Genomic DNA, 22,392 nt, shown 5'->3' with positions numbered 1-22,392 from the left:
AAATCAAGCGTGCTTTTTTCATTATGATGACCTTCTTTTTTGTGTAATTAAATAAGGCAAAATAATAAACCTTATCCTAAGGTTAAGGTCAATAAAAAGCACGTCCTTTTTGTCGGGAGTGAGTTTATAAAATGTAAGGCTATCTTATTGATATATAAGTAAAAATAATAAAATCTGTGAAAATTCGATATTTTATGCTATAATCTGTTTGTTTTTGAGAATTTCATATTGATAAAGTATGATTTTTTCGTCTTTTTGTACTGTTATGTACAACTCAATGCGTTGTATAAACGTTTATTGCTGAGAAAGACAAATCAATAGTCTTTTTTAGCTCAAAATTGAAGCAATTTCATTCATTAATTTGTTTTGCATTTTTTGTTTTAGCGAACGCTCTCGCTGCGATTTCAATTGACTTATTGGCATTGATAATGCGTACAACATTAACATAAAGGAGAATAATTGTTGTGTCTTTTTCTACTTTTATTCATAAAAGATCATCGTTTAACCCCTTTGTTATAGGGGCAACCTTATTACTGGTGCTTTTGTTGCTTGCCGCAACCTTAATTTTGCCAGAAAAAACCACCGCACTTTTAAATTGGGCAAAAGCAGGCGTGTTTGCGAATTTTAGCTGGTTTTATATTTTAGCCTTTTCCATTTTTCTGTGTTTTTTATTCGTATTGTCAGTGAGTAGCTTAGGTAACATTAAGCTCGGGGCAAATGAAGAAGAGCCTGAATTTTCTTTTCTTTCTTGGTTAGCAATGTTATTCGCCGCTGGAATGGGGGTGGGATTGATGTTCTTCGGTGTAGCAGAACCACTCACCCATTATTTTTCCTCGATCACCACGGGATCGGCGGAACATAAACAGCAAGAAGCCTTATTACACACCTTTTTCCACTGGGGTATTCACGCGTGGGCGGTGTATGGGGTGATTGCGCTTGCGTTAGCGTATTTCGGTTTCCGTTATAAATTACCCTTGGCATTGCGCTCTTGCTTTTATCCTCTATTGAAAGATCGGATCAACGGCAAAATTGGCGATGTGATCGATATTATGGCATTAATCGCCACCCTATTCGGGATTATCACGACCTTAGGTTTTGGCGCAGCTCAGCTTGGGGCAGGGCTAACTGAACTGGGCGTGGTGCAAGAAAATAGTTTCGGTTTGCAAACGATTATTATCGTCGTAGTGATGTCTATTGCCGTGTTTTCTGCTATTTCAGGGGTGGGGAAAGGCGTCAAATTGCTTAGTGAGATCAATTTGGGATTAGCATTAACGCTAATGCTGTTTATTTTAGTCGCAGGCCCAACCCTCTATTTATTAACCACATTTAGCGATAACATTGGCATTTATTTAAGCAATTTAGTGCGTTTAAGTTTTAAAACCTACGCTTACGAAACAGAAAACACCGCGTGGTTTACCGGCTGGACGGTGCTTTATTGGGCGTGGTGGTGTTCTTGGGCGCCGTTTGTCGGTTTGTTCATCGCACGTATTTCTCGTGGTCGCACCATTCGTGAATTTATTTTTGGTGTGCTAGCCGTACCAAGCTTATTCAGCATTCTTTGGTTTACCGTGTTCGGTGATAGCGCAATTTGGTTAGAATTAAACGTAGCGAACGGGGCATTGCACGAGTTCACCTCGGCACCAGAAAAATTATTGTTTAAATTCTTAGATTATTTACCGCTCTCTGCCCTCACAGGAACCTTAGCCTTAGTGATCATTTCGTTATTTTTTATCACGTCGGCAGATTCGGGTATTTATGTGCTAAATAATATGGCATCTCGCGATAAAAGCCTTTCTGCGCCACGTTGGCAAGCAATGATGTGGGGTGTTGTGATGATGGTACTTGCCATTGTACTAATGCGTGAAGGTGGGCTAGGCACACTGCAAACAATGACCTTGCTAGTCGCACTTCCCTTTGCAATGTTGATGTTAGTGATGTGCGTGAGTTTATGGAAAGGCTTGAATGCGGATCAAAAATATTTCGCCGCGAAAGTCACGCCAACCAGTTTGTTATGGACGGGCGAAAAATGGAAAGAACGTTTGGGGCAAATGCTCAACCAAACGCAAGAAAAGGATATTGTCAAATTCCTAAAACGTACTGCCTTGCCTGCAATGCGTGAGTTACGGCAAGAGTTAGTGGAAGTTTACAATCTTAATGTGGATGTTGTCCCGTCGCTGGATGCTGAAGAACCTAGCGTGGAACTTATCATCAAAAAAGAATCAATGCGTGATTTTATCTATGGGGTGAAATCCGTGAGCCACGAAATTTCATCGCAGTTAGTTGATGATGAAAATCTCCCGCATATTCAACATTCGATAACATATCAACCGATGACCTACTTTGCAGATGGTCGCACGGGTTACGATGTGCAATATATGACACGTGATGAACTGATTGCAGATATTTTGCGTCAATACGAACGCTATATCAGCTTACTAGAAGATGTCGGACAAGAGCTAATGTCGCACGAACAAACAGAATTAGCAGAATAAGCTGACTTATTGTCCCACAATAAAAAAACAAAGTGCGGTCAAAAAATGATAGAATTTTGCCCGCACTTTTTTACGCGAGCTTTTCTCGCTTTGATTATTTATGGAGAACTTATGGATACCGCATTTATTTTATCTGCCATTGTCGGCTTAGGCATAGTGGCACAATGGTTAGCTTGGTATTTAAAACAACCTTCAATTTTATTTTTATTACTGATAGGGATTATTGTTGGCCCCGTGCTGAAGTTGTTTAATCCCGATGTCATTTTGGGCGATTTGCTCTTTCCTTTTATTTCCCTTGGTGTGGCTGTGATCCTGTTTGAAGGCGCGCTTACGTTAGAATTTGATGAGATTAAACAACACGGCAAGGTCGTGCAACTCTTGGTTTCGCTAGGAATGCTCATCACTGTCAGTGTGATTTCCGTCGCCACTTATTTTCTGTTTGATGTGGATTGGCGCATTGCCCTGCTTTTCGGCACATTAGTGTGTGTAACCGGTCCAACGGTAATTGTGCCGTTATTACGTAGTGTTCGCCCCAACAGTAATATTGCCAATATTCTCAAATGGGAAGGCATTATCATTGATCCGATCGGCGCGATTGCGGTGGTTTTAGTGTATGAATACATTATTTCTGGCGGTGAATCCAGCGAAATCGGCACTTTTGCGAAAATCATTGCGGTAGCGGGTGTCATTGGAATGGCAGGGGCGTGGCTGTTAGCAAATTTGATTAAACGCCATATGATTCCAGAATATTTACGCAACGTGTTTGTGCTTGCTTATATTTTACTGTTATTTACCGCCTCAAACCATTTTGCCCACGAATCAGGTCTCTTAACCGTCACCGTATTAGGCGTGGCATTGGCTAATTGGAAAGGCTTTCCTAAAGATCATATTTTAGAATTTAAAGAGTCCCTGACCGTTTTACTGATTTCTACCCTGTTTATTATTTTAGCTGCACGAGTGAATTTAACTCATTTAGTTAGTGTGGGCATTGCAGGAATTTTGCTCTTATTCGTGGCAATGTTTATTGCGCGTCCGCTCGCCATTTGGTTTTCTTCAATCGGTTCAAGTTTAACTTTAAATGAAAAGCTGATGATTAGCTGGATTGGGCCGCGTGGAATTGTGGCAGCGGCAATTTCTTCCTTATTTGCCATAAAATTGCAGGAAACGCACATTCAAGGCGTGGAATTGCTCGTACCATTAGTATTCACGATTATTATCGGTACAGTGTTAATTCAAGGCTTGGGGGCAAAAACCATTGCAAAATGGCTGAATGTGCAAGAGGCTGTGTACAAAGGCGTACTGATTATTGGCTCAAACCCTGTGGCGTTGGCAATCGCGAAATCTCTAAAAGATCAAAATGTGGAAGTGCTAGTAGCAAGCCGCCACTATAATGAAGTCGCCAAAGCAAGAATGTTAGGGCTTCGCACCTACTACGGTAACCCTGTTTCTACTCACGCAGACGGGCATTTAGATCTGATTGGGCTAGGCAATATGTTCGCTATTAGTACGGATAAAGAACTCAACACCTTGTCGGAAATTCATTATCGCCACGAATTTGATAAAGAAAACATTTACCGCATTCGTTTCAGTGATGATAACAACCCAACGGAACGTTATGATATTCAAGATAACTACCGCTCTAACTGGCTTTTTGGCAAAAATGTTACCTATGCCAAATTGGCGAGTATGTTAGCAAAAAATGCACGGATTAAGGTTACCAATCTCACTGATAGCTATACCTATCAGGATTACAAAACCACCAATAAACAATTTGTGCCGTTATATACCATTGATGATAAAGGCTTTATTTCGATTATCAATGATGAACAAGCGATCCCAACCCTCTGCCGTATTGTCGCCTTGGTGGCAGAAGACGAAACGGCGAAAAGCCAATAAAAGCGCATAAAAATAAGTGCGGTGGAAAAAATGGATATTTTCCACCGCACTTTGTTTCTAACTGCATACGCATTAACGCGAATTAATGGGCTTCGTCCCAGTTTTCGCCCACGCCGACATCGACAATTAACGGTACAACAAGATCAGCGGCGTTTTCCATTAAAGATTGGATTAGCGTGCTGTAATGTGCGATATGTTCTTCTTTCACTTCAAACACCAATTCATCGTGAACTTGCATAATCATCGCAATATTTGGATCTTGATTGATGGCGTGGTCAATGGCGATCATCGCGCGTTTAATAATATCCGCGGCTGTGCCTTGCATTGGGGCATTGATTGCCACGCGTTCCGCCCCTTTTCTGCGCATTGCGTTGCTGGATTGAATTTCAGGCAGATATAAACGGCGTCCGAACAAGGTTTCCACATAGCCTTGCTGTTTGGCTTTTTCGCGAATATCAGTCATAAAGGTTTGCACATCTGGATAGCGTTGGAAATACAAATCCATATATTTTTGTGCATCGCCACGCGCAATGCCAAGCTGACGGGAAAGCCCAAACGCACTCATTCCATAAATTAGCCCAAAGTTAATGGCTTTTGCGCTGCGACGTTGTTCGCTCGTTACGTCATCAAGTGGCACACCAAAAATCTCTGCGGCAGTGGAGCGGTGAATATCCTTGCCTTGCTGGAATGCACTGATCAACCCTTGATCTTGGGATAAATGTGCCATTATACGCAGTTCAATTTGGGAATAATCTGCGGCGATAATTTTGTACCCTTCACGTGCAATAAAGGCTTGACGAATACGGCGTCCTTCTTCATTACGAATGGGAATATTCTGCAAGTTTGGATCGCTGGAGGACAATCGCCCCGTTGCCGTTACGGCTTGATGATAGGAGGTGTGAATTCGCCCCGTGCGAGGATTGATCATCTGCGGAAGTTTATCCGTATAAGTGGATTTCAAATTCGCTAAACCACGGTGTTCAATGAGTAATTTCGGCACAATATGCCCCTGTTGAGCCAGCTTTTTTAACACCTCGTCCTTGGTGGAAGGCACGCCTTTTGGCGTTTTTGCAATAATTGGCAGATTCAATTTTTCAAACAAGATTTCTCGCAATTGTTTGGTGGAAGCAAGGTTGAAGGTTTCCCCTGCAGCTTGATGCACTTGGCTTTCAAGTGCGGTCAATTTTTCGCTAATTTCTTGTGATTGGGCAAGTAAGATTTGGCTATCCACTAAGACACCATTGCGTTCAATATGTGATAACACGCCCACTAATGGCATTTCGATGTCATCAAATAACGTCACCAAACTTTCCGTTTTCGCCAATTCTGGCCATAAAGTTTGATGCAATTTCATTGTGATGTCGGCATCTTCCGCCGCATATTCACTGGCTTGTGCAATAGCGATTTTATCAAAGGTGAGCTGCTTTTTGCCCTTGCCTGCAATGGCCTCAAATTCAATGGTTTGGTGATCCAAATAGCGTTTGGCAAGCTCATCCATATTGTGCCGCCCTGTGCTATTTAGCACATAGGATTCCAACATTGTGTCAAAACGCACGCCTTGTAAGTGAATGCCGTGATTCGCGAATACGCTAAGATCGTATTTAATATTTTGTCCCACTTTTTCAATCTGTGGATTTTCTAATAACGGTTTAAGTGCTTGCAAACATTGTTGTTTGTCCAATTGGTTCGGTACACGCGCAAAATAGGTTTCGCTGGTTTGTTCCGACTCGCCAAACAAATCCCCTTGTGATTGGCTTTCGCACGCCACTTCGTGCAAATGATCAAGAGGGATATAGCACGCTTCGCCACTTTCTAAGGCAAAAGAAATGCCCACCAAGTTCGCTTGCATCACATCTAAATTATCCGTTTCCGTATCCACTGCAATGAGGTTGGCGCGCTGTATTTTATTGAGCCATTCATCGAGCTTGGCTTGGTTATCCACGGTTTCATATAAAGTGCGGTCTATTTTTACCGAATTTTGCACCGCACTTTTCACCTTATTTTCATTTTGTGTTATAGGGGTTGCAAATTTAGCGCTTTGTAAATCGCCTTTGGTTAAACCGCTTTCCCCCTCTATGACTTCATTAAGCCAACGCTTAAATTCATAGCGGGCGAAATATTCCACTAATTCATCACGCTGATTTTGCCCAAGTGTGAGTGCCTCTGGCTTCACGTCTAATGGCACATCTGTTTTGATTGTCGCGAGAATATAGGACAAATCAGCATCCGCTTTCGCGGCAAGCAGTTTCTCACCTAATTTTTTTGCGCCACGAATGGGCAATTCAGCAACTTTTTCCAAATTAGCATAAATTTCTGCCATACTACCAATGCCCTGCAACAAGCCGAGCGCGGTCTTTTCGCCTACGCCAGCTACACCGGGGATATTATCTGCACTGTCGCCCATCAAGGCTAAATAATCAATGATTAACTCAGGGGGAATGCCGTATTTTTCAATCACGCCCTCACGGTCAAGCAAACTGTTATTCATTGTGTTGATGAGCATAATATTATCGTCCACCAACTGTGCCATATCTTTATCTCCCGTGCTAATGAGGACTTTCTTGCCCGCTTGGGAGGCCTGCACCGCAAGTGTGCCGATAACATCATCTGCTTCCACCCCCTCAATGGACAAAAGCGGAATGCCAAGGGCTTTGATAATGGCGTGCAATGGCTGAATTTGTTTGCGCAAATCATCTGGCATTGGCGGACGGTGCGATTTATATTGCTCAAATAATTCATCACGGAAAGTTTTTCCTTTGGCATCAAACACCACCGCAATATGGCTCGGCTGCACCTGTGCAATCAAACTTTTCAGCATATTCAACACGCCATACATCGCCCCCGTTGGCTCACCAAGGGAATTGGTAAGTGGTGGAAAGGCGTGAAACGCACGATATAAATAAGATGACCCATCAACTAACACAAGTGGGTTTTCTGCAATTTTAGCCATAAGATTCTCGATAACTGTGATGAAAAATGGGGGATATTATAGCGGAAATAGAGACGTTTTTTGCATTTTTATTACGACTAGGATTAAAAGAAAGGAAAAGCTTATTGGAATTAAGATCTTTCTGTCACAGTAATAAATGATGAATGTGTCAATAAAAGAGAGTGAGTGATAATAATATGGTATCAGCCGATCAGTATATAGTTAAATTTTATTTAAATATCATAAAATTTTGCCTTATGGCGTTAGGTATCATCTATAAAAAGCTGCTAAATTATCCAATGTTAGCCTTAAGCTCAGAGCCGCTTTCCTGTAAAGTATAAAAAAGCACAAAACAATGGGTAGAAATCTGATATTCTATTGAAAAGAAATAGTCTAAAATTAAAAATAAGTGAAAAAATACAGGATTTATTGTATTGATACATTTTTTAGGTGGTATGATATTTACCTAAGTTTAGTTATAGCTTCTTGCGTAAGATTAAATTGTTCAAGATCGCGTTTGAGTTTTAATGCTATTAGGTAAGGTTGTACCTGTAGGGCGAAAAATAGAGATATAAAGAAATAAAAAAATCCAGTAAAGAGGATGATCGCTGCATTTTTGAGATTATGTTCAAGATTTGAAAAGCCATAGTATATAAAATATATACCGAAGAAAGTTAATATAAAAAAGTAAAGTACATTAATACAGACATCAAATTTTTCTGCTTTTTTGATCGATAAAACAAGCGAACCTTCTTGTAATTTAAAATACTTAGCAGATTTTGCTACCTGATTAAATGTATATTTCTTTTGAATAAAATTATGAAATGCAATAAATTTCCTTAAAAAATTAAGATTTCCCCTAATTTTTGTTAAGCGATACAATATCCATTCAAGTTGTTGTTCTTTTAAAAATCTCTCTAAGTCAGGATACCTTTCTTTATCTAAGATAGAAATTGCATAATCAAGATCCTTGAATTTCATTTCTCGAAGAATTAGAAAATATTCAAATAAAGGTCTAAATAAGAGAATTAATCCGATTAATGTAATGATGATAGTGGTAAAGTATTCTCCTTTATTTAAACTAGAAGTAAATAGCTGAATTAATTCCATTATTTTTCATCCTTATATCAGGTCTATAATGTTTTATAAAGAGATAAAATATTACTGTATTTTTTATACTCAAATTATTAGATAAATAAAGTAAGTGCGGTGCTTTTTTATCAATTTTTACAACGGGCTTTCCACCTGTAAATGTTCGTAAATCGCATTAATGGTGAGCATTAAGCAAGAGCGTACTAATTTTTCTTTACGTTGGGTTTTGATTTGATAGCTGAGAGAGTTTGGATCTTCTTTATCATCAGGAAAATTAAGTAAGTTTTTGTCTTGCTGTAAATGTAAGTGTTGTACAAATTCGATAATCAGTGGATCGAAAAAACGATGTTCTTTTTCATCGTTGTTCAATGTTTCTTTAAATTTGATAAAGGCATTAATATCTTCAAAAATCTTATGCTCAATGACGCCAAGCCCAAGTAGCACTTTTAAGCGAATTGAAAGATCAAAAAGGGGGCCTGACGTCATAAACAAGGAGTCCACCACCGATTTGACCGCAAAATCCGTTTTGCGGAATACACGATTGATTAAGCTGTCCACCGCTTCATCAAAAAGTGCAACGCTGGCGGTAATAAAGCCACGAATAGAGGTGGCTTCGGTGAGTTTTTCGTAAATAGGATCGTCCAATGATACCTTCCTAATGTGATTGATACAGATAATGGAAAGACAGCTTACACAAGTGCTTGATAGGCTTGTGCAATTTGTTCAATCACGGCATTATCTTGTAATTCAGTATATTGTTTTAAGGTATTGATCACGCCATTTTGTGTTAACGATTGTGCTAACGTTTGTGCTTGCGGATCATTGTCATTGCGATAGCATAATGCGGTAGCCACGGCTTGTACCAAATATTGGTGTGGCAATTGGTACTCTAATGTGCCACGCAATGGTTTAATTAGGCGGTCATTATAACTGAGTTTTCGTAATGGCTCACGTCCTACGCGATCTACATCGTCCACTAAATAAGGATTGGCGAAACGAGCTAGGATTTTTTCGATATAAGCGGCGTGAGCTTGAGGATCGAAATCATAGCGTTTAATTAATACGGCACCACTTTCTTCCATAACGGCTTTAACAAAAGCGCGTACCGTCGGATCTTCAATGCTTTCTTTGACAAATTGGTAGCCTTTTAACTTGCCGTAATAGGCGGTAACGGCGTGTCCCGTATTTAACGTGAATAATTTACGTTCTACAAACGCCATAAGATTGTCGGTTTGTTCCATTCCGGCAATTTGTGGGATTGTGCCTTTAAATTGCGTTTTATCCACAATCCATTCACTAAATTCTTCTACTGTGACTAAAAGCGGATCGGCAGGGTTGGCTTGCACAGGCGGTACAATACGATCCACTGCACTATCAACAAAACCGACTAATGCCTCAACCTGTTGCTGTTGATTTTCGTCTAAATATTGAAAAACCTGTTCTTTTAAGAAGGTTGTGCCACGCACCATATTCTCACAAGCAATAATATTTAGTGGTTGGGTATTACCTGCTTCAAGGCGAGCAATTAATCCTTTGGCAAGGGTGCTGGCAATAATTTTTAGCACATTTGGACCAACTGCTGTGGTGACCAAATCCACTTGCTTAAAGCGTTCAATCAGGGCATTTTCATCTTTTGAATTAACGCCGGTTACGTTGGACACTTGTTCAATACGATTAACCTTTTCGCCCACCACTTTAACGTTGTAGCTTTTTTGTGTTTGTAATAAACGGATAACGTCGTCATTTACATCAGCAAAAACCACCTCAATACCGCTATCAGCAAGTAATTTGCCGATAAATCCTCGTCCAATATTACCTGCGCCAAAATGTAATGCTTTCATTTTTTTCTCCAATAACGTTTATAATGAGAAATGACATCGTAAAAAACGATGCCATTTTATACCGCACTTTAAGATTTGAGTAACGCTAACACATCTTCTACATTTGTTGTAGAGGTCAGTGTGGCAATCGCTTCTTCACTATCTAATGCATTCGTGATTGCTGTCAGCACTTGAATGTGTTCATTGTTGCGAGCGGCAATACCGATGACTAATTTAGCGATGCCATCTTCTTCCTCCGTGAAGCGTACCCCTTCAGGATATTGACATACCACGATACCCGTTTTTAATACGGCGTCTTTTGCATCAACTGTGCCGTGCGGAACCGCTAGCCCCTCACCTAAGTAAGTGGAAACTAATTCTTCACGTTCAAACATTGCATCGACATAACTTGGTAACACAAAGCCTGCTTTTACTAGTTGTTCACCGGCAAAACGAATGGCGTCTTGTTTATTTTCTGCTTTTAATCCTAAGAAAATTTGATCCGCACTTAAGTTGAAGGTTGCCCCATTCATTTCTGCGACTTCTACACTGTCTGTGGGTTTTGCAGCCGCTTCAGCGAAATGCGCTTTTAATTCATTCACCAAATTATCATAGAATTTATTATCTAAGAAATTGGTAAGAGACAAGTGCATTGCATTTGGTACTTGTTTTTGTGCGCGTAGCGTTAAGTCTTGGTGCGTAATGACTAGTCTTGCATTATCTGGCAAGTCATTGATTGCACAGTTCGCCACTTCAATTGGCAAGCCTGCATCGTTTACTTTTTTGCGTAGCATACTTGCCCCCATCGCGCTTGATCCCATACCTGCATCGCAAGAAACGAAGATTTTTTGTAAGCCTTTATAATCAGTGATTGGCTGTGCTACACCACCTTTCATTGCTTTTGAAGCCGCTTGTGCTTCCGCTAATTTATCTGAAGTATCTTCTTTTTGGATTTTTAGGAAGAACGCAGCAATGACGAAAGACACAACTGTCGCTAATGCCACCGAACAAAGTACACCAAAGATAGAATGTGAAGGTGTCATCGCCAATACCGCAATGATTGAACCCGGTGAGGCAGGGGCGATAAGGCCTGCGTGAAATAACACAAGCGTGAACACCCCTGTCATTCCCCCAGCGATAACAGCAATTAATAAACGTGGATTCATTAACACATAAGGGAAATAAATTTCGTGAATACCACCAAAGAAGTGGATAACCGCGGCGCCCCCTGCTGTTTGTTTTGCAGAACCTTTACCAAACAGAATATAGGCTAATAATACGCCTAAACCTGGACCTGGGTTTGCTTCAATTAAGAAGAAAATAGATTGTCCAAGTTCTTGTGATTGTTGAATACCCAGTGGTGAGAAAATGCCGTGATTAATCGCATTATTTAAGAAAAGAATTTTTGCAGGTTCAACAAAAATAGAGGTTAATGGTAATAAATGGGCTTGAACAAGCACATCAACGCCAGCCGCTAAGGTAGTAGAAAGTATTTTTACTGCTGGGCCTACAACCAAGAAGAACAAAATGGCAAGTAGCATACCGATAATGCCAGATGAAAAATTATTCACTAACATTTCAAAACCACTTTTAATTTTACCATCAGCCCAACGGTCAAAATGCTTAATTGCCCAACCACCTGTTGGCCCGGCGATCATTGCACCCAGGAACATTGGAATATCTGTACCAATGATGACCCCAGCAGTGGTAATTGCGCCCACAACGGCACCGCGATCGCCACCGACTAATTTCCCCCCAGTATAACCAATTAATAAGGGTAATAAATAGGTAATCATCGGCCCAACAAGTTTGCCGAGCGTTTCATTTGGAAACCAACCTGTTGGAATAAAAAGGGCGGTGATAAATCCCCAAGCGATAAATGCCCCAATATTCGGCATTACCATATTTGATAAAAAGCGTCCAAAGCTTTGGACTTTAAGTTTTGCATTTGCTGATAACATATTAACCTCATTAGTATTGAGCTAAGTTGTGTCCATTTAATGAACGAAAGCATAGCAAAGCGAAAATTAAAGCCCAAATTTTTAAGTTTAAAAATGTGAAGTAGATCACAAGATATTTTTAGGTATATAAAATCAAAATGTGATGTAGATCACATAATTTTATTTGAATGAAATTTTATGTGATCTATATCACATACATAAGATAAAAAATGTATAGAAAGACGAGACTTCCATCAGTGTGAGCAGGAAAGATAAAACAGTAAAAATGTGATGTTGAGATTTTAGAAAGCAATACAAAAACTGCTTGGCAATGACCAAGCAGTTTGGAAAGGGTTAGAATGGTTGTTTCTATATGATTATGAAATGGAAATTATAAAATTAATTTATATCAAATAGTTAAATGTGAATTATCTATTTATTGATTTGAATATATAAAAATAAAAATGTAAAAGGCTAGATTTCAGATTTTATTTTTACACAATGTATTTACTATGAGATATCAAGCAGACAATATTTGTCTATAAAGTCACTGAAAGTACGAAAAATTGACAAGTCGTAGTAAAAGAAATAGGCATCTATCACGTTCAACTCTATAAGAAGTATCACTAAATTTGATTATGCCGTTTTTACACTTATTGATCATGTTTGCTTAATCTTATCATCTGCCTTATTCTATCTCTACCCGTTTCCCAATATCCTTCAACTTCGACAGTTCTTCCATCAATCTTGGTGCGTCATCAAGGCTAATGGCGAAAGTCCAGAGATAAGTAATCAACGCATAAATATGCCCTGCGGTTATACCTTGTTTTAGGATTAAAACCGTCAATGTTACGCCAAACAGCAGGCACATCGCGACGCCAATACACAAAAAGCTTAATGCCTCTCGGTTGGAAATCAGGATACGGAAACGTTCCACCAAGCGATAATGTTTAATTAGTTCGATGTTTTTGGCTCGTTCCACTCGATCTACTTCTTTTCTAGGTGGTTATTGAGTTTGAAATAAAGACGGTCATTGACCTTCACATAACGGGGTAACAGCAAACCAAATCCCACCACGATCAGTAAGGTCACCACGCCCGACCAAAATTCAATCAACAGCAACATCAGTACCGCCCCGATAAAGGTAATCAAGGTTGGCAAATGGTGTTCAAAGAAATTAACGAACTCACGGGATAGCGCCACGCGTGCGGTGGTAGTTGAAGTATCAACGCCTTTAATCCGCTGGGTCAAAATCACTGGTACGGCAAGTTCCGTGTAAATACGAGTGAAGGCACGGGTATCCACCGCACGGCGAGCAGAACCTATCCCCCAAATAATCAGTACCATTAAGGCATAAGCTAGCGCGGAAAACAGTTGCCCGTTTAATACCGGATTCACCGCAAAACTACCCACCAAAGGATAAACCAACAACAATAAATTTTCCGCCGCCACCAAGCAGAATGCAGTAAACAGCCGTTTTTTATGTTGTAAAGCAAGTGTTTTGAGAGAACGGAGCATTGTCGGCTCAAAGGTCGGTCCAAGATTTTCTAAGGACATCACACCACCGTATCCGTTTTATCAATTTGCTCACGGCAAACTGTGCAGAACTCCGCCAACAAAGCAAACAGTTGAGTGGTCTTTTTCTCACCTAATTTTGCAAAGGTTTTATCCGCTAACTGCTGTGTCGCCAACCAAATAGGTTCTGCTTTTGCCTTGCCACTTGGGGTTAAACGCATAATTTTCTCCCGTTTATCCACCGCACTTTCGCTAAATTCAATCCAGCCTTTTTCCTTATATTCCTTGCAAACATTGAATACCGTCTGCTTCGGCAGCAACCATTCATCGCAAATCTGCTTTTGCGTGCATTGCCCATTTTCTGCTGCAGCCAAAGAATATAGCACTGCAAAATGATTATAACCCAAGCCTAATTTGGCGATCCAAGTGTCCATTGTGGCATCTACTTCACCGATTTGTTTGCCTAGTTTGTCGAAGTTGCTCATGTTAAAGTCCTAAAATTTACTAAATTGAATGCTATTTTAGGTGTAATAAAGATAAAAGGCAATAGATGTTAGTATTAAAATTTGCTTTTTTGATTTGGTATAGCGAGTATTATCAATGGCTATTGATCTATTCTTTTATTTGTGAGGCAATATATTCAATAAATAAAGTATGGTCGTTTGCTCTGCCCTCAAAAGTTAGACTTATTTAGCTCAAGGATCGAGTTCTGTATTCCACGGGGTCTAGTCCTTTTAATTTAACTTGAATACGCTCATGATCGTAATAATGAATATATTCGTGAATAGTTTGCTCAAATCGTGTACAGCTTGTTTCATCATTCGAATTAACGTGTAGGGTTTAAGTGTTTCAATGAAGTTTTCTCAAGTAAGCATATCAACCACGTTATATATTAAAGCATTGAATCTTGCCTATTAAAGTTCTGTTACCATTACGCTGAAAATTGAACAAATTAGAGATGGCTACTAGCAGTCACCAAACATAGAAATTCAATGTCACATAATTTAACCAATAAATTGTCCCAAAATATTTTAATTTGTCCCAATTTAATGTATTATATCCACAATAAAGAGAGGTTATACTTATGAAAAAAGCTGATGTACTTGATTTAATCAAATATCATTTTGAAGATAAAGAAGCAGAGTTTCGGAGTCAAGCGATTACAATCGCACGATACTTCGATAAAACTGGAGATTCTCAACTTGCTCAATATATTATGGGGATAATATCTCAATCAGATAGATTTGTTCCTCAGGGAGAAGACTATAGTGATAGTCTTACCCTTGTTAAATTAAACACTGAGCCACTACCGTTACCAACAACCATTATGAATGATTTGAAAGGTATAATTAATGCGGTAAATCATAATATTGGTATTAATAAGTTCTTGTTTGTAGGTTCTCCTGGTACGGGTAAGACTGAGAGTGCGAAACAAATTGCTAGACTATTAAATAGAGAATTATTGATGGTAGATTTTAGCCATTTAGTTGATAGTAAATTGGGACAAACAGCCAAGAATTTGACAAATATATTTAATGAAATCAATCAATTACCACTTTTAAAGAGATACATAATTTTATTTGATGAAATTGATACAATTGCGCTTGATCGCATCAATCAAAATGATATTCGTGAAATGGGACGTGTGACATCAACTTTCCTGAAGGCTCTCGACAATTTAAGCAATGAAGCAGTGATTATTGCTACTACAAACTTATATAAAAATTTAGATAAAGCATTAGTCAGACGTTTTGATGCAACCATAGATTTTGATAGGTATTCTGATGATGATAAATTTGAGATAGCAGAAGTTATTCTCAATCATTTCTTGAAACAATTCAAATACGTGGCAAGAGATATGCGTCTTTTCAAGAAAATTATAAAGAGTAGCAAAAAGATTCCAAATCCAGGAGATTTAAAAAATATCATTAAAACATCATTGGCTTTTAGTGATAATAAAGCTCCCTACGATTATTTGAAACGTTTTTTGAAAAATATGCACGGAGGTACAATCCCAACTGTAGATAAACTACATAAATTAGGGTTTACAGTACGAGAAATAGAAATTTTAACTGGAATATCAAAAAGTAGTGTATCAAGAGAATTAAATGGAGAAAAATAATGAATAATATTTTGGTGCTAAAAGGTAATAAATTTATTCAAGAAAGCCGTAAAAATCCAATGGTTCAGATAAAATTACCTAAAAATGCAGAAATAAGATTGTCTCATTTGAAAAAACTGCATGAGTCATTAGTAAGAACTAAAGAATTCTGGAATGGCAACAAAATTATTGATGGCATTTTAATCAGCGTGTACTACGATAGAATTGTTGCAAAAAGCAACCGTATAAGTGGTTATTTAGATGGAGGTAGAAATTTTACACCAATTGATACGATAGTTGGAGCAAAATTTAATTCTGAAAAAAATAAACATATTATTACTCACTATATTACTAGAGATATTTTGGATAAAACCATCAATATTTCTAATCAGGTTATTAGTTTATTTGAAGAGTTATTTTCAGATGGCCTTATCTCTGCAGAAATGTTCAATAAATCATCTGTATTTGATAGTATTCAATATGGCAATTTATTTTCTAAAAGCACTTTTAAGCAATACCTCCGAGACTCTTATTTTGTTGAAAGTTTTGGAATAGAGGAAAATGAAAAACTAAATTTGAGAAATTCTATTGTTACTTTTTATGATGTAAATGTTGATATCCATAATCTTTTAAAAAGAATAGATATCGATATATCCACTGCTAATATATTATATCAGACAACGGTTCTACTAGATGAAAAAAATCTAGAATTGGTTCTTTCTAAAATCCCTTATCTCGTATCTATGGCGGTTGAAAATTTCTCATTACTGTCACCAGAAGATTTTCGCAGTATGACTGGACAAGTCGAAATCCCCATCCCTGCTCCTAAAAATGAACCCATCATAGGTGTTATTGATACCTTATTTGATCGTAATGTTTATTTCTGTGAGTGGGTTGAATATCACGATCTAATTTCTGATGATATCCGCAAAGAAACAGCAGATTATCAGCATGGAACAGCTGTATCCTCGTTAATTGTAGATGCACCTAATTTAAATAAAAATCTGGATGATGGTTGTGGCAGATTTCGAGTAAAACATTTTGGCGTTGCTCTTCATAAAGGGTTTAATTCATTTAACATTATTAAACAAATTAAAGCAATTGTATCGCAAAACCCAGATATTAAAGTTTGGAATTTGTCTCTGGGGTCAAATGATGAAATAAAAGATAATTTCATTTCAGCAGAAGCTGCAGTTTTAGATGAAATTCAGGCTGAAAATGATATTATTTTTGTTATTGCAGGGACCAATGGTGAAATGAATGCTAATCAACGAAAAAAAATAGGATCTCCTGCTGATTCATTAAATTCATTAATCGTTAATTCAGTTGATTTTGAAGGTAATCCAACAAGTTATTCTCGCAAAGGCATTGTTTTATCATTTTTCATAAAACCTGATATTGCCTACTATGGTGGTGGAAACGGTCAATTTATTAATGTATGTGAACCTTTAGGTTCTGCGAGAGTTGCTGGTACGAGTTATGCAGCTCCACTTGTCGCAAGAAAATTAGCATATTTAATTCATATAATGGGATTACGGCGTGAGGAAGCTAAAGCATTATTAATTGATTCAGCTATCAGTTGGAATAATGAAAAATCGTTTGAAGAAATGGTTTTAGTAGGAAATGGAATAATTCCAATCAAAATAGATGATATTCTTTCAACTCCTGATGATGAAATAAAATTTATTGTTTCAGATATATCTGAAAAATATAATTCTTATAATTATAATTTTCCAGTACCGTTATCTGGAAATGAACATCCTTATGTTGCTAAAGCCACGATGTGCTATTTCCCTAAATGTTCTAGAAATCAGGGCGTTGATTATACCAATACTGAATTAAATATTACATTTGGAAGATTGAGTGAAAAAGGAATAAAACCAATTAATGACGATAGACAACATTTTGATGACGCGCCAGGATATATTCAAGAACATTCTGCTCGAACTATTTTTAGAAAATGGGATAATGTAAAACATATTTGTGAATCATTTACTCCGAGAAAAAAAGCCAAACCTATTCTTAATATGGCTAATCCACAATGGGGAATGAGTGTTAAAACTATCGAACGTCTACGAAGAAAAGATGGAGAGGGAATACGATTTGGAGTTGTCGTAACACTAAAAGAAATAAATGGTATCAATCGTATTGATGATTTTATTAAACAGGCTTTATTAAGAGGCTGGCTTGTGAATGAGCTACGAGTTGAAACTCAAGTTGATATTTATAATAAGCTTAATGAAGAAATTGAGTTTAATTAACCCTAAATCTTCAATCTAACTAAAAAGATACTCATTAGTAGATATAAATTTTGTTGCAACATAGAAAATAAAATCGGCACTAATGAACACCTACAGGTGTTTTATGAAATAAGTATTTTTACTTGCTAAGGAATGAATTATGAAATTTCCATTATCTATTACAGCTAATATCAATAGTCATGGAGGCGATTTTACACGAGAAGTTGAATTAAGATCACCACTAACTTTTATTGTTGGTCCAAATGGTTCAGGTAAAACCCATTTATTAAAGGGGTTAAAAAATAGCTTTTCAAATCATACAAAGAAAAAAGTACGTTTTATTTCGGCTGGGCGGTTAGGTCCGATGGAGAAATATCGTTCTAATTATGATCAATACGATCGTAGAAATGACGCTGATAGTACTACTCATGGTAATAAATACGACTTACAATACCGACATAAAATAGAAACAATTACTGGAGATTTTTATACATTATCAGCACGCTCTGATATTTTGATTAAAGTTAAAGAACGTTTACAAAAACTTTTTAAAAGAAATATTTCTATTGACTGGGATGCTGGCGAGTTAAAAGTCTCATTTGCTAAATTAGGGAAAGGAAATTCCTATTATTCGTCAGGGCGTGAAGCATCAGGTTTACTGCATTTAGTTGGAATTTTATCTGCAATGTATGATGATGAGGTTGGTGTTTTACTTATTGATGAGCCTGAAGTGTCGCTACACCCACAGTTACAAGCTTTTTTACTAAAAGAAATTTCCCGTGTTTCTGGTATTCCCAGTGAAAATGGTTATAAGAAAATTATTATAATGGCAACCCATTCAACAGAAATGATCAAAATTTCGAAAACTGATGATTTATTATCTTTCATTTTTTGTAATGATCTAAAAGAAGATCCTATTCAAATTCCTAATAATGCTGGAGAATTACAAAATAAAAGCGTTAAGGGGTTAATTGCACGATTGGGACAAGAACACAAACTAACATTATTTTCCAAAACGCCATTATTGGTAGAAGGTCCTTCGGATGTGATTATTTGTAATGCTATTGCTGATAGACTATATCTAAATTTAGAAGCATCGGGTTCTCAAATTCTACCTATAAATGGTAAACAAGCAATGCCTGAAACTATTAAATTATTAAGACTAATGGGAAAAGAACCAACGGTATTATTTGATTCTGATGCATTTGCTGATGGTCTTGAGTTAGTTACTGCTTATTTTAATCATGAAGTAATGAGAGACGAGACCAATCAGTTAGTTAGCAGACATGGGCATAAGGATATTTTGTCTTGGTCTAAACAAGTATACGATAATTTTTGCCAATCAGTAAAAGATGACTGGAATAGTATTTGTGAACAAGTAACTGTACCCAGCTTTTGCTCTTCTGATGATGAAGAAAAGAATAAAAGACGAGTTGTTTTGTGTACGTTATTTAACAATAATCAGTTTGAAAGAAAATGGGAACTCATTAAAAATCAGCTAAATACTTTATTTGAGGTTTTTGAACAGTGTGGATTGTTTATTTTAAAGAAAGGTACAATTGAGTCGTATTATATAACACCTACTGAAAACTTTGACTTAGAGAAAAAAGTTGATAAATCTGTAGAAGAAAGTGAAGCGATTACTACTTTTAGTGAAGAACAGATTTATTCTGCGTACCAAGATGTTATTGATTGTTTAAAATTTGCATCTTGCAGTGAAGAAATTGATGAGTCTAGAGCAATTCGAGATGAGCTGTTATCATTTGTTTCCCCAATTCATGCTCGTTATGCAGAAGGAGCTGATTTAGATATGATAAGCAGTTCTGCATCTATCTTTACTTATCAAATCAATGAAACAGGAAAATTAAAAATATCTATGAGTAGTAACGTATTAGATGCTAAAGGATTTCCTATCATTTTAGATAAAAATGATGATGTTCGAAAAGTCGTTAATAATAGGTTAGGAATTGAATAATATAAAAATGCCGTCTGACCCAAATTTCAGACGGTATTAAATTCTTACTTATTCAACCCCTTTACCAAATACTCCACCACTTGCACATTATTTTATTAATATCTAACATTAAGAAATACGTATTATCTTCAATTCCCACTTTGGGTAGTTCGATGAGTTCTACTTATTGCTTAAAGCGTTGATAAAAATTTTGAGAGCATAACAAATAGAGTCTTAAAATTTACCTAATTTAGTCTTAAGAATAGCTAATAATGTCAAAATTAGTAATTTTTAAGACTTTAAAATTAGAAAATTGATTTTTTTATCTACCTTACCTATCTTATTTCTAACCGATTGCCAAGACCAAAACCGCAAAAACCGAAACTACATTAATGAAAGTGAATGTGGTTTAGATGCAACCTGCGACATTAACTCAGACATTGCGTCTTTCTGGTGCAATTACGGTGAAAGAAGATGTTGCTGTTGGAACGTGATTGCTTGGGTTACAAATTCAAACGTTCAATGTGGAAGTGTGCTATGTGGTCAAAAAAGGGCAGGTTTTAGCCATGCTGGAAACATACAATGTGCAATCGCAGTTGTGTCAAAATGATGCGAATTTGCATCGAGCTAGAGCAAATTTGGCTTCACAGCAATCCGCTTTAATTGAAGCAGAAGCCACGCTGAAACGTTATCAAATCTTGATAAAAAGCGATGCCATAAGCCGTCAGGAGTTGGAGCAACAACAGGCAAAAGCACGTGCAGCTCGTGCGGGGGGGGGGGCAGGCGGCGAATGCGGAAATCGCCCAGGTGCAGGCACAGCTTGACGACAATCGTCATCAGCGTAAAAAAGCCGAGGTGCTTGGCCTACAGATGGCGTTATCACGCAACGCAGTGCCGAAGTGGGTAATTTGACAGATAACAATGCCTTGTTTCATCTTGTACGAAATGGCGAGTTAGAAGTTACCGTTGATGCCAGTGCGGAAGACCTATCTTTGCTCAAAACCGGCTTGCAAGCGGAAGTTCAAGTGCTTGATCAAATGGCAAGCGGTCAAATTCGCTTGCTTTCTTCCCAAATTGATCAGACAAGTCGTACAGGCAAAGTGCGTATTCAGCTGCAAACACCAGCTCAAATCACGCTCGGCACATCAGCCACAGCCATAATCAAACTACCCGAAATGCAAGCCCAAACCACCTTGCCTTTAAGCGCGGTCAATTTTAACGCTGACGGAACCGCCTTTGTGATGGCGGTCAATCGCAATTAACAAATAGAACGCCGCCCGATTAGCTTAGGCGAAGTCAATCAAAGCACAGCAGAAATCAGCAATTATAGGCTTAAAACGTCCTATAAGAGTTAAGCGATTAGATTTCGATTGAAATTTGCAAAAAAATGCGGTGGAATTTCCACCGCACTTTCTCTTTCTTACTCAAGCTTTTTACGCAATGAAACGCCTTTCACATTGCTGCCTAACGGGCTTTCTAAGTGAGCTTTCACGATTTGTTGCCACTCTTTTAAGCCTTCATCGCTTACCGCATTTGAGTTTGTGAACACGATTGGATGATTGTAAGTCATGCTGGTGTAGTAGCTTGATGCTTCAATCGGCGCCAAGATTTCTGCAGTAGTATATTGAATCAAACTACCGTGAGTGTAGGTTTCTTCCGCTGCACCTGCGATCACTTGCATTTCTTTGCCTGCCAACGCATAACCACCTTCGCCAAACGCCCAGCTGTATTGCCACACCGCATTCATATAGGCTTTTAGCATTGGCGTTAAGTTAAACCAGTGAATTGGGAACATATACACAATGCGGTCTGCCGCTTCGTGGGCGACTTTTTCTGCTTCCACATCAATCGCCGTAAAATCTGTACCGTAAAGCTTGTCAATATTACGCACGGTTACGCTTTCCACTTCGCTTGGGGCTTGAACTAAGGCTTGCGTTACACGAGAATTTTTGTGATTTGGGTGAGATAAAATAACTAATGTTTTCATATTGTTATCCTTGATTCTAAATAAAAATTACATTACGCCTTCAACAAATTAAGCGTGGCTAGTTGCGGATTGATGACGAATACCGATAATTGCTTGATATTCTGGCGACTCGTGCCAAGCATGAGCCTGTTCCATTGAATCAAAACGCACTATTACGATTTTACCTTGCGGAGCGTTGCCTTCTAACGCTTCAACTTTTCCACCTGTAACTAAACGTTTACCGCCAAATTTCTCAAAGCTCTCCGCTACTTGTTGCTGATACGGCTTCATCGCTTCCAAATCGTGAATTTGCACATCAATAATAAAATAAACTGGGTTATTCATTTTGTTTTCCTTTGTTCATTGCTCTGTAAAAGATGTGTCTATTATAGATTTTCAAAACAGAATAAAAAGTAGGTAATTAGAACAAGATTGGTAACTTAAAGT

The 22,392-nt window shown here is 37.9% G+C and carries 15 protein-coding genes and 2 pseudogenes; 7 read left to right on the top strand and 10 right to left on the bottom strand.

Annotated elements, in window-relative coordinates:
- Nucleotides 1–464: 464 nt before the first annotated feature.
- Both L4F91_RS09870 and L4F91_RS09865 read left to right on the top strand, forming a co-directional pair.
- On the top strand, nt 465–2,492 hold the full coding sequence (locus tag L4F91_RS09870) for a BCCT family transporter (protein ID WP_250351506.1): 2,028 nt from the start codon (nt 465–467) through the stop codon (nt 2,490–2,492).
- 111 nt (nt 2,493–2,603) lie between these two features.
- Nucleotides 2,604–4,388, top strand: coding sequence for a sodium:proton antiporter (locus L4F91_RS09865; RefSeq protein ID WP_265778608.1), 1,785 nt, complete (start codon nt 2,604–2,606; stop codon nt 4,386–4,388).
- 82 nt (nt 4,389–4,470) lie between these two features.
- Here the strand turns inward: L4F91_RS09865 and polA are convergent, their stop codons facing one another.
- From polA to L4F91_RS09825, 8 genes and pseudogenes are all read right to left on the bottom strand, one after another.
- Nucleotides 4,471–7,338 (bottom strand): DNA polymerase I, encoded by a 2,868-nt coding sequence (gene polA / locus L4F91_RS09860; RefSeq protein ID WP_395896248.1) that lies wholly within the window; start codon nt 7,336–7,338, stop codon nt 4,471–4,473.
- Between the two features lie 441 nt (nt 7,339–7,779).
- Nucleotides 7,780–8,427 carry a hypothetical protein gene (locus L4F91_RS09855; protein ID WP_265762340.1) on the bottom strand — a complete coding sequence of 216 codons (648 nt, stop codon included), beginning with the start codon at nt 8,425–8,427 and terminating at the stop codon, nt 7,780–7,782.
- Between the two features lie 117 nt (nt 8,428–8,544).
- Entirely contained in the window at nt 8,545–9,054 is a 510-nt protein-coding gene (locus L4F91_RS09850; RefSeq protein ID WP_250351509.1) for an MltR family transcriptional regulator, read from the bottom strand.
- A 44-nt stretch (nt 9,055–9,098) separates the two neighbouring features.
- Nucleotides 9,099–10,250, bottom strand: a complete 1,152-nt coding sequence (locus L4F91_RS09845; RefSeq protein WP_395896246.1) for a mannitol-1-phosphate 5-dehydrogenase — start codon at nt 10,248–10,250, stop codon at nt 9,099–9,101.
- A 68-nt stretch (nt 10,251–10,318) separates the two neighbouring features.
- A complete protein-coding gene (locus tag L4F91_RS09840; RefSeq protein ID WP_250364023.1) occupies nt 10,319–12,190 on the bottom strand; it encodes a PTS mannitol transporter subunit IICBA in 1,872 nt (623 codons plus the stop codon).
- Between the two features lie 667 nt (nt 12,191–12,857).
- Nucleotides 12,858–13,687: pseudogene (locus L4F91_RS09835) on the bottom strand (ABC transporter six-transmembrane domain-containing protein).
- A gap of 38 nt (nt 13,688–13,725) precedes the next feature.
- Entirely contained in the window at nt 13,726–14,169 is a 444-nt protein-coding gene (locus L4F91_RS09830) for a MarR family winged helix-turn-helix transcriptional regulator (RefSeq protein ID WP_395896244.1), read from the bottom strand.
- Between the two features lie 205 nt (nt 14,170–14,374).
- Nucleotides 14,375–14,482: pseudogene (locus L4F91_RS09825) on the bottom strand (IS3 family transposase); the annotation flags it as partial.
- A 286-nt stretch (nt 14,483–14,768) separates the two neighbouring features.
- Between L4F91_RS09825 and L4F91_RS09820 the strand changes: the two are divergent.
- From L4F91_RS09820 to L4F91_RS09800, 5 genes are all read left to right on the top strand, one after another.
- On the top strand, nt 14,769–15,806 hold the full coding sequence (locus L4F91_RS09820) for an AAA family ATPase (protein ID WP_395896242.1): 1,038 nt from the start codon (nt 14,769–14,771) through the stop codon (nt 15,804–15,806).
- On the top strand, nt 15,806–18,046 hold the full coding sequence (locus L4F91_RS09815; protein ID WP_395896240.1) for a S8 family peptidase: 2,241 nt from the start codon (nt 15,806–15,808) through the stop codon (nt 18,044–18,046). The genes L4F91_RS09820 and L4F91_RS09815 overlap by 1 nt, the downstream gene beginning before the upstream one ends.
- A 139-nt stretch (nt 18,047–18,185) precedes the next feature.
- Complete coding sequence (locus tag L4F91_RS09810; protein WP_395896238.1) at nt 18,186–20,000, top strand: ATP-dependent nuclease; 1,815 nt, start codon at nt 18,186–18,188, stop codon at nt 19,998–20,000.
- 473 nt (nt 20,001–20,473) lie between these two features.
- Entirely contained in the window at nt 20,474–20,803 is a 330-nt protein-coding gene (locus L4F91_RS09805; RefSeq protein WP_395896236.1) for a hypothetical protein, read from the top strand.
- 75 nt (nt 20,804–20,878) lie between these two features.
- Nucleotides 20,879–21,241, top strand: a complete 363-nt coding sequence (locus L4F91_RS09800) for an HlyD family efflux transporter periplasmic adaptor subunit (RefSeq protein ID WP_395896234.1) — start codon at nt 20,879–20,881, stop codon at nt 21,239–21,241.
- 158 nt (nt 21,242–21,399) lie between these two features.
- On the opposite strand, the gene L4F91_RS09795 is transcribed toward L4F91_RS09800, so the two are convergent.
- Entirely contained in the window at nt 21,400–21,966 is a 567-nt protein-coding gene (locus L4F91_RS09795; protein ID WP_395896233.1) for an NAD(P)H-dependent oxidoreductase, read from the bottom strand.
- A gap of 48 nt (nt 21,967–22,014) precedes the next feature.
- Nucleotides 22,015–22,290, bottom strand: coding sequence for a DUF1330 domain-containing protein (locus L4F91_RS09790; RefSeq protein ID WP_395896231.1), 276 nt, complete (start codon nt 22,288–22,290; stop codon nt 22,015–22,017).
- Nucleotides 22,291–22,392: the final 102 nt, after the last annotated feature.

The sequence above is a fragment of the Avibacterium sp. 20-126 genome (assembly GCF_044358625.1).
GTDB lineage: Bacteria > Pseudomonadota > Gammaproteobacteria > Enterobacterales > Pasteurellaceae > Avibacterium.
Note: the sequence above shows the minus strand (reverse complement) of the source record. Positions and strands in the feature narration are given on the sequence as shown.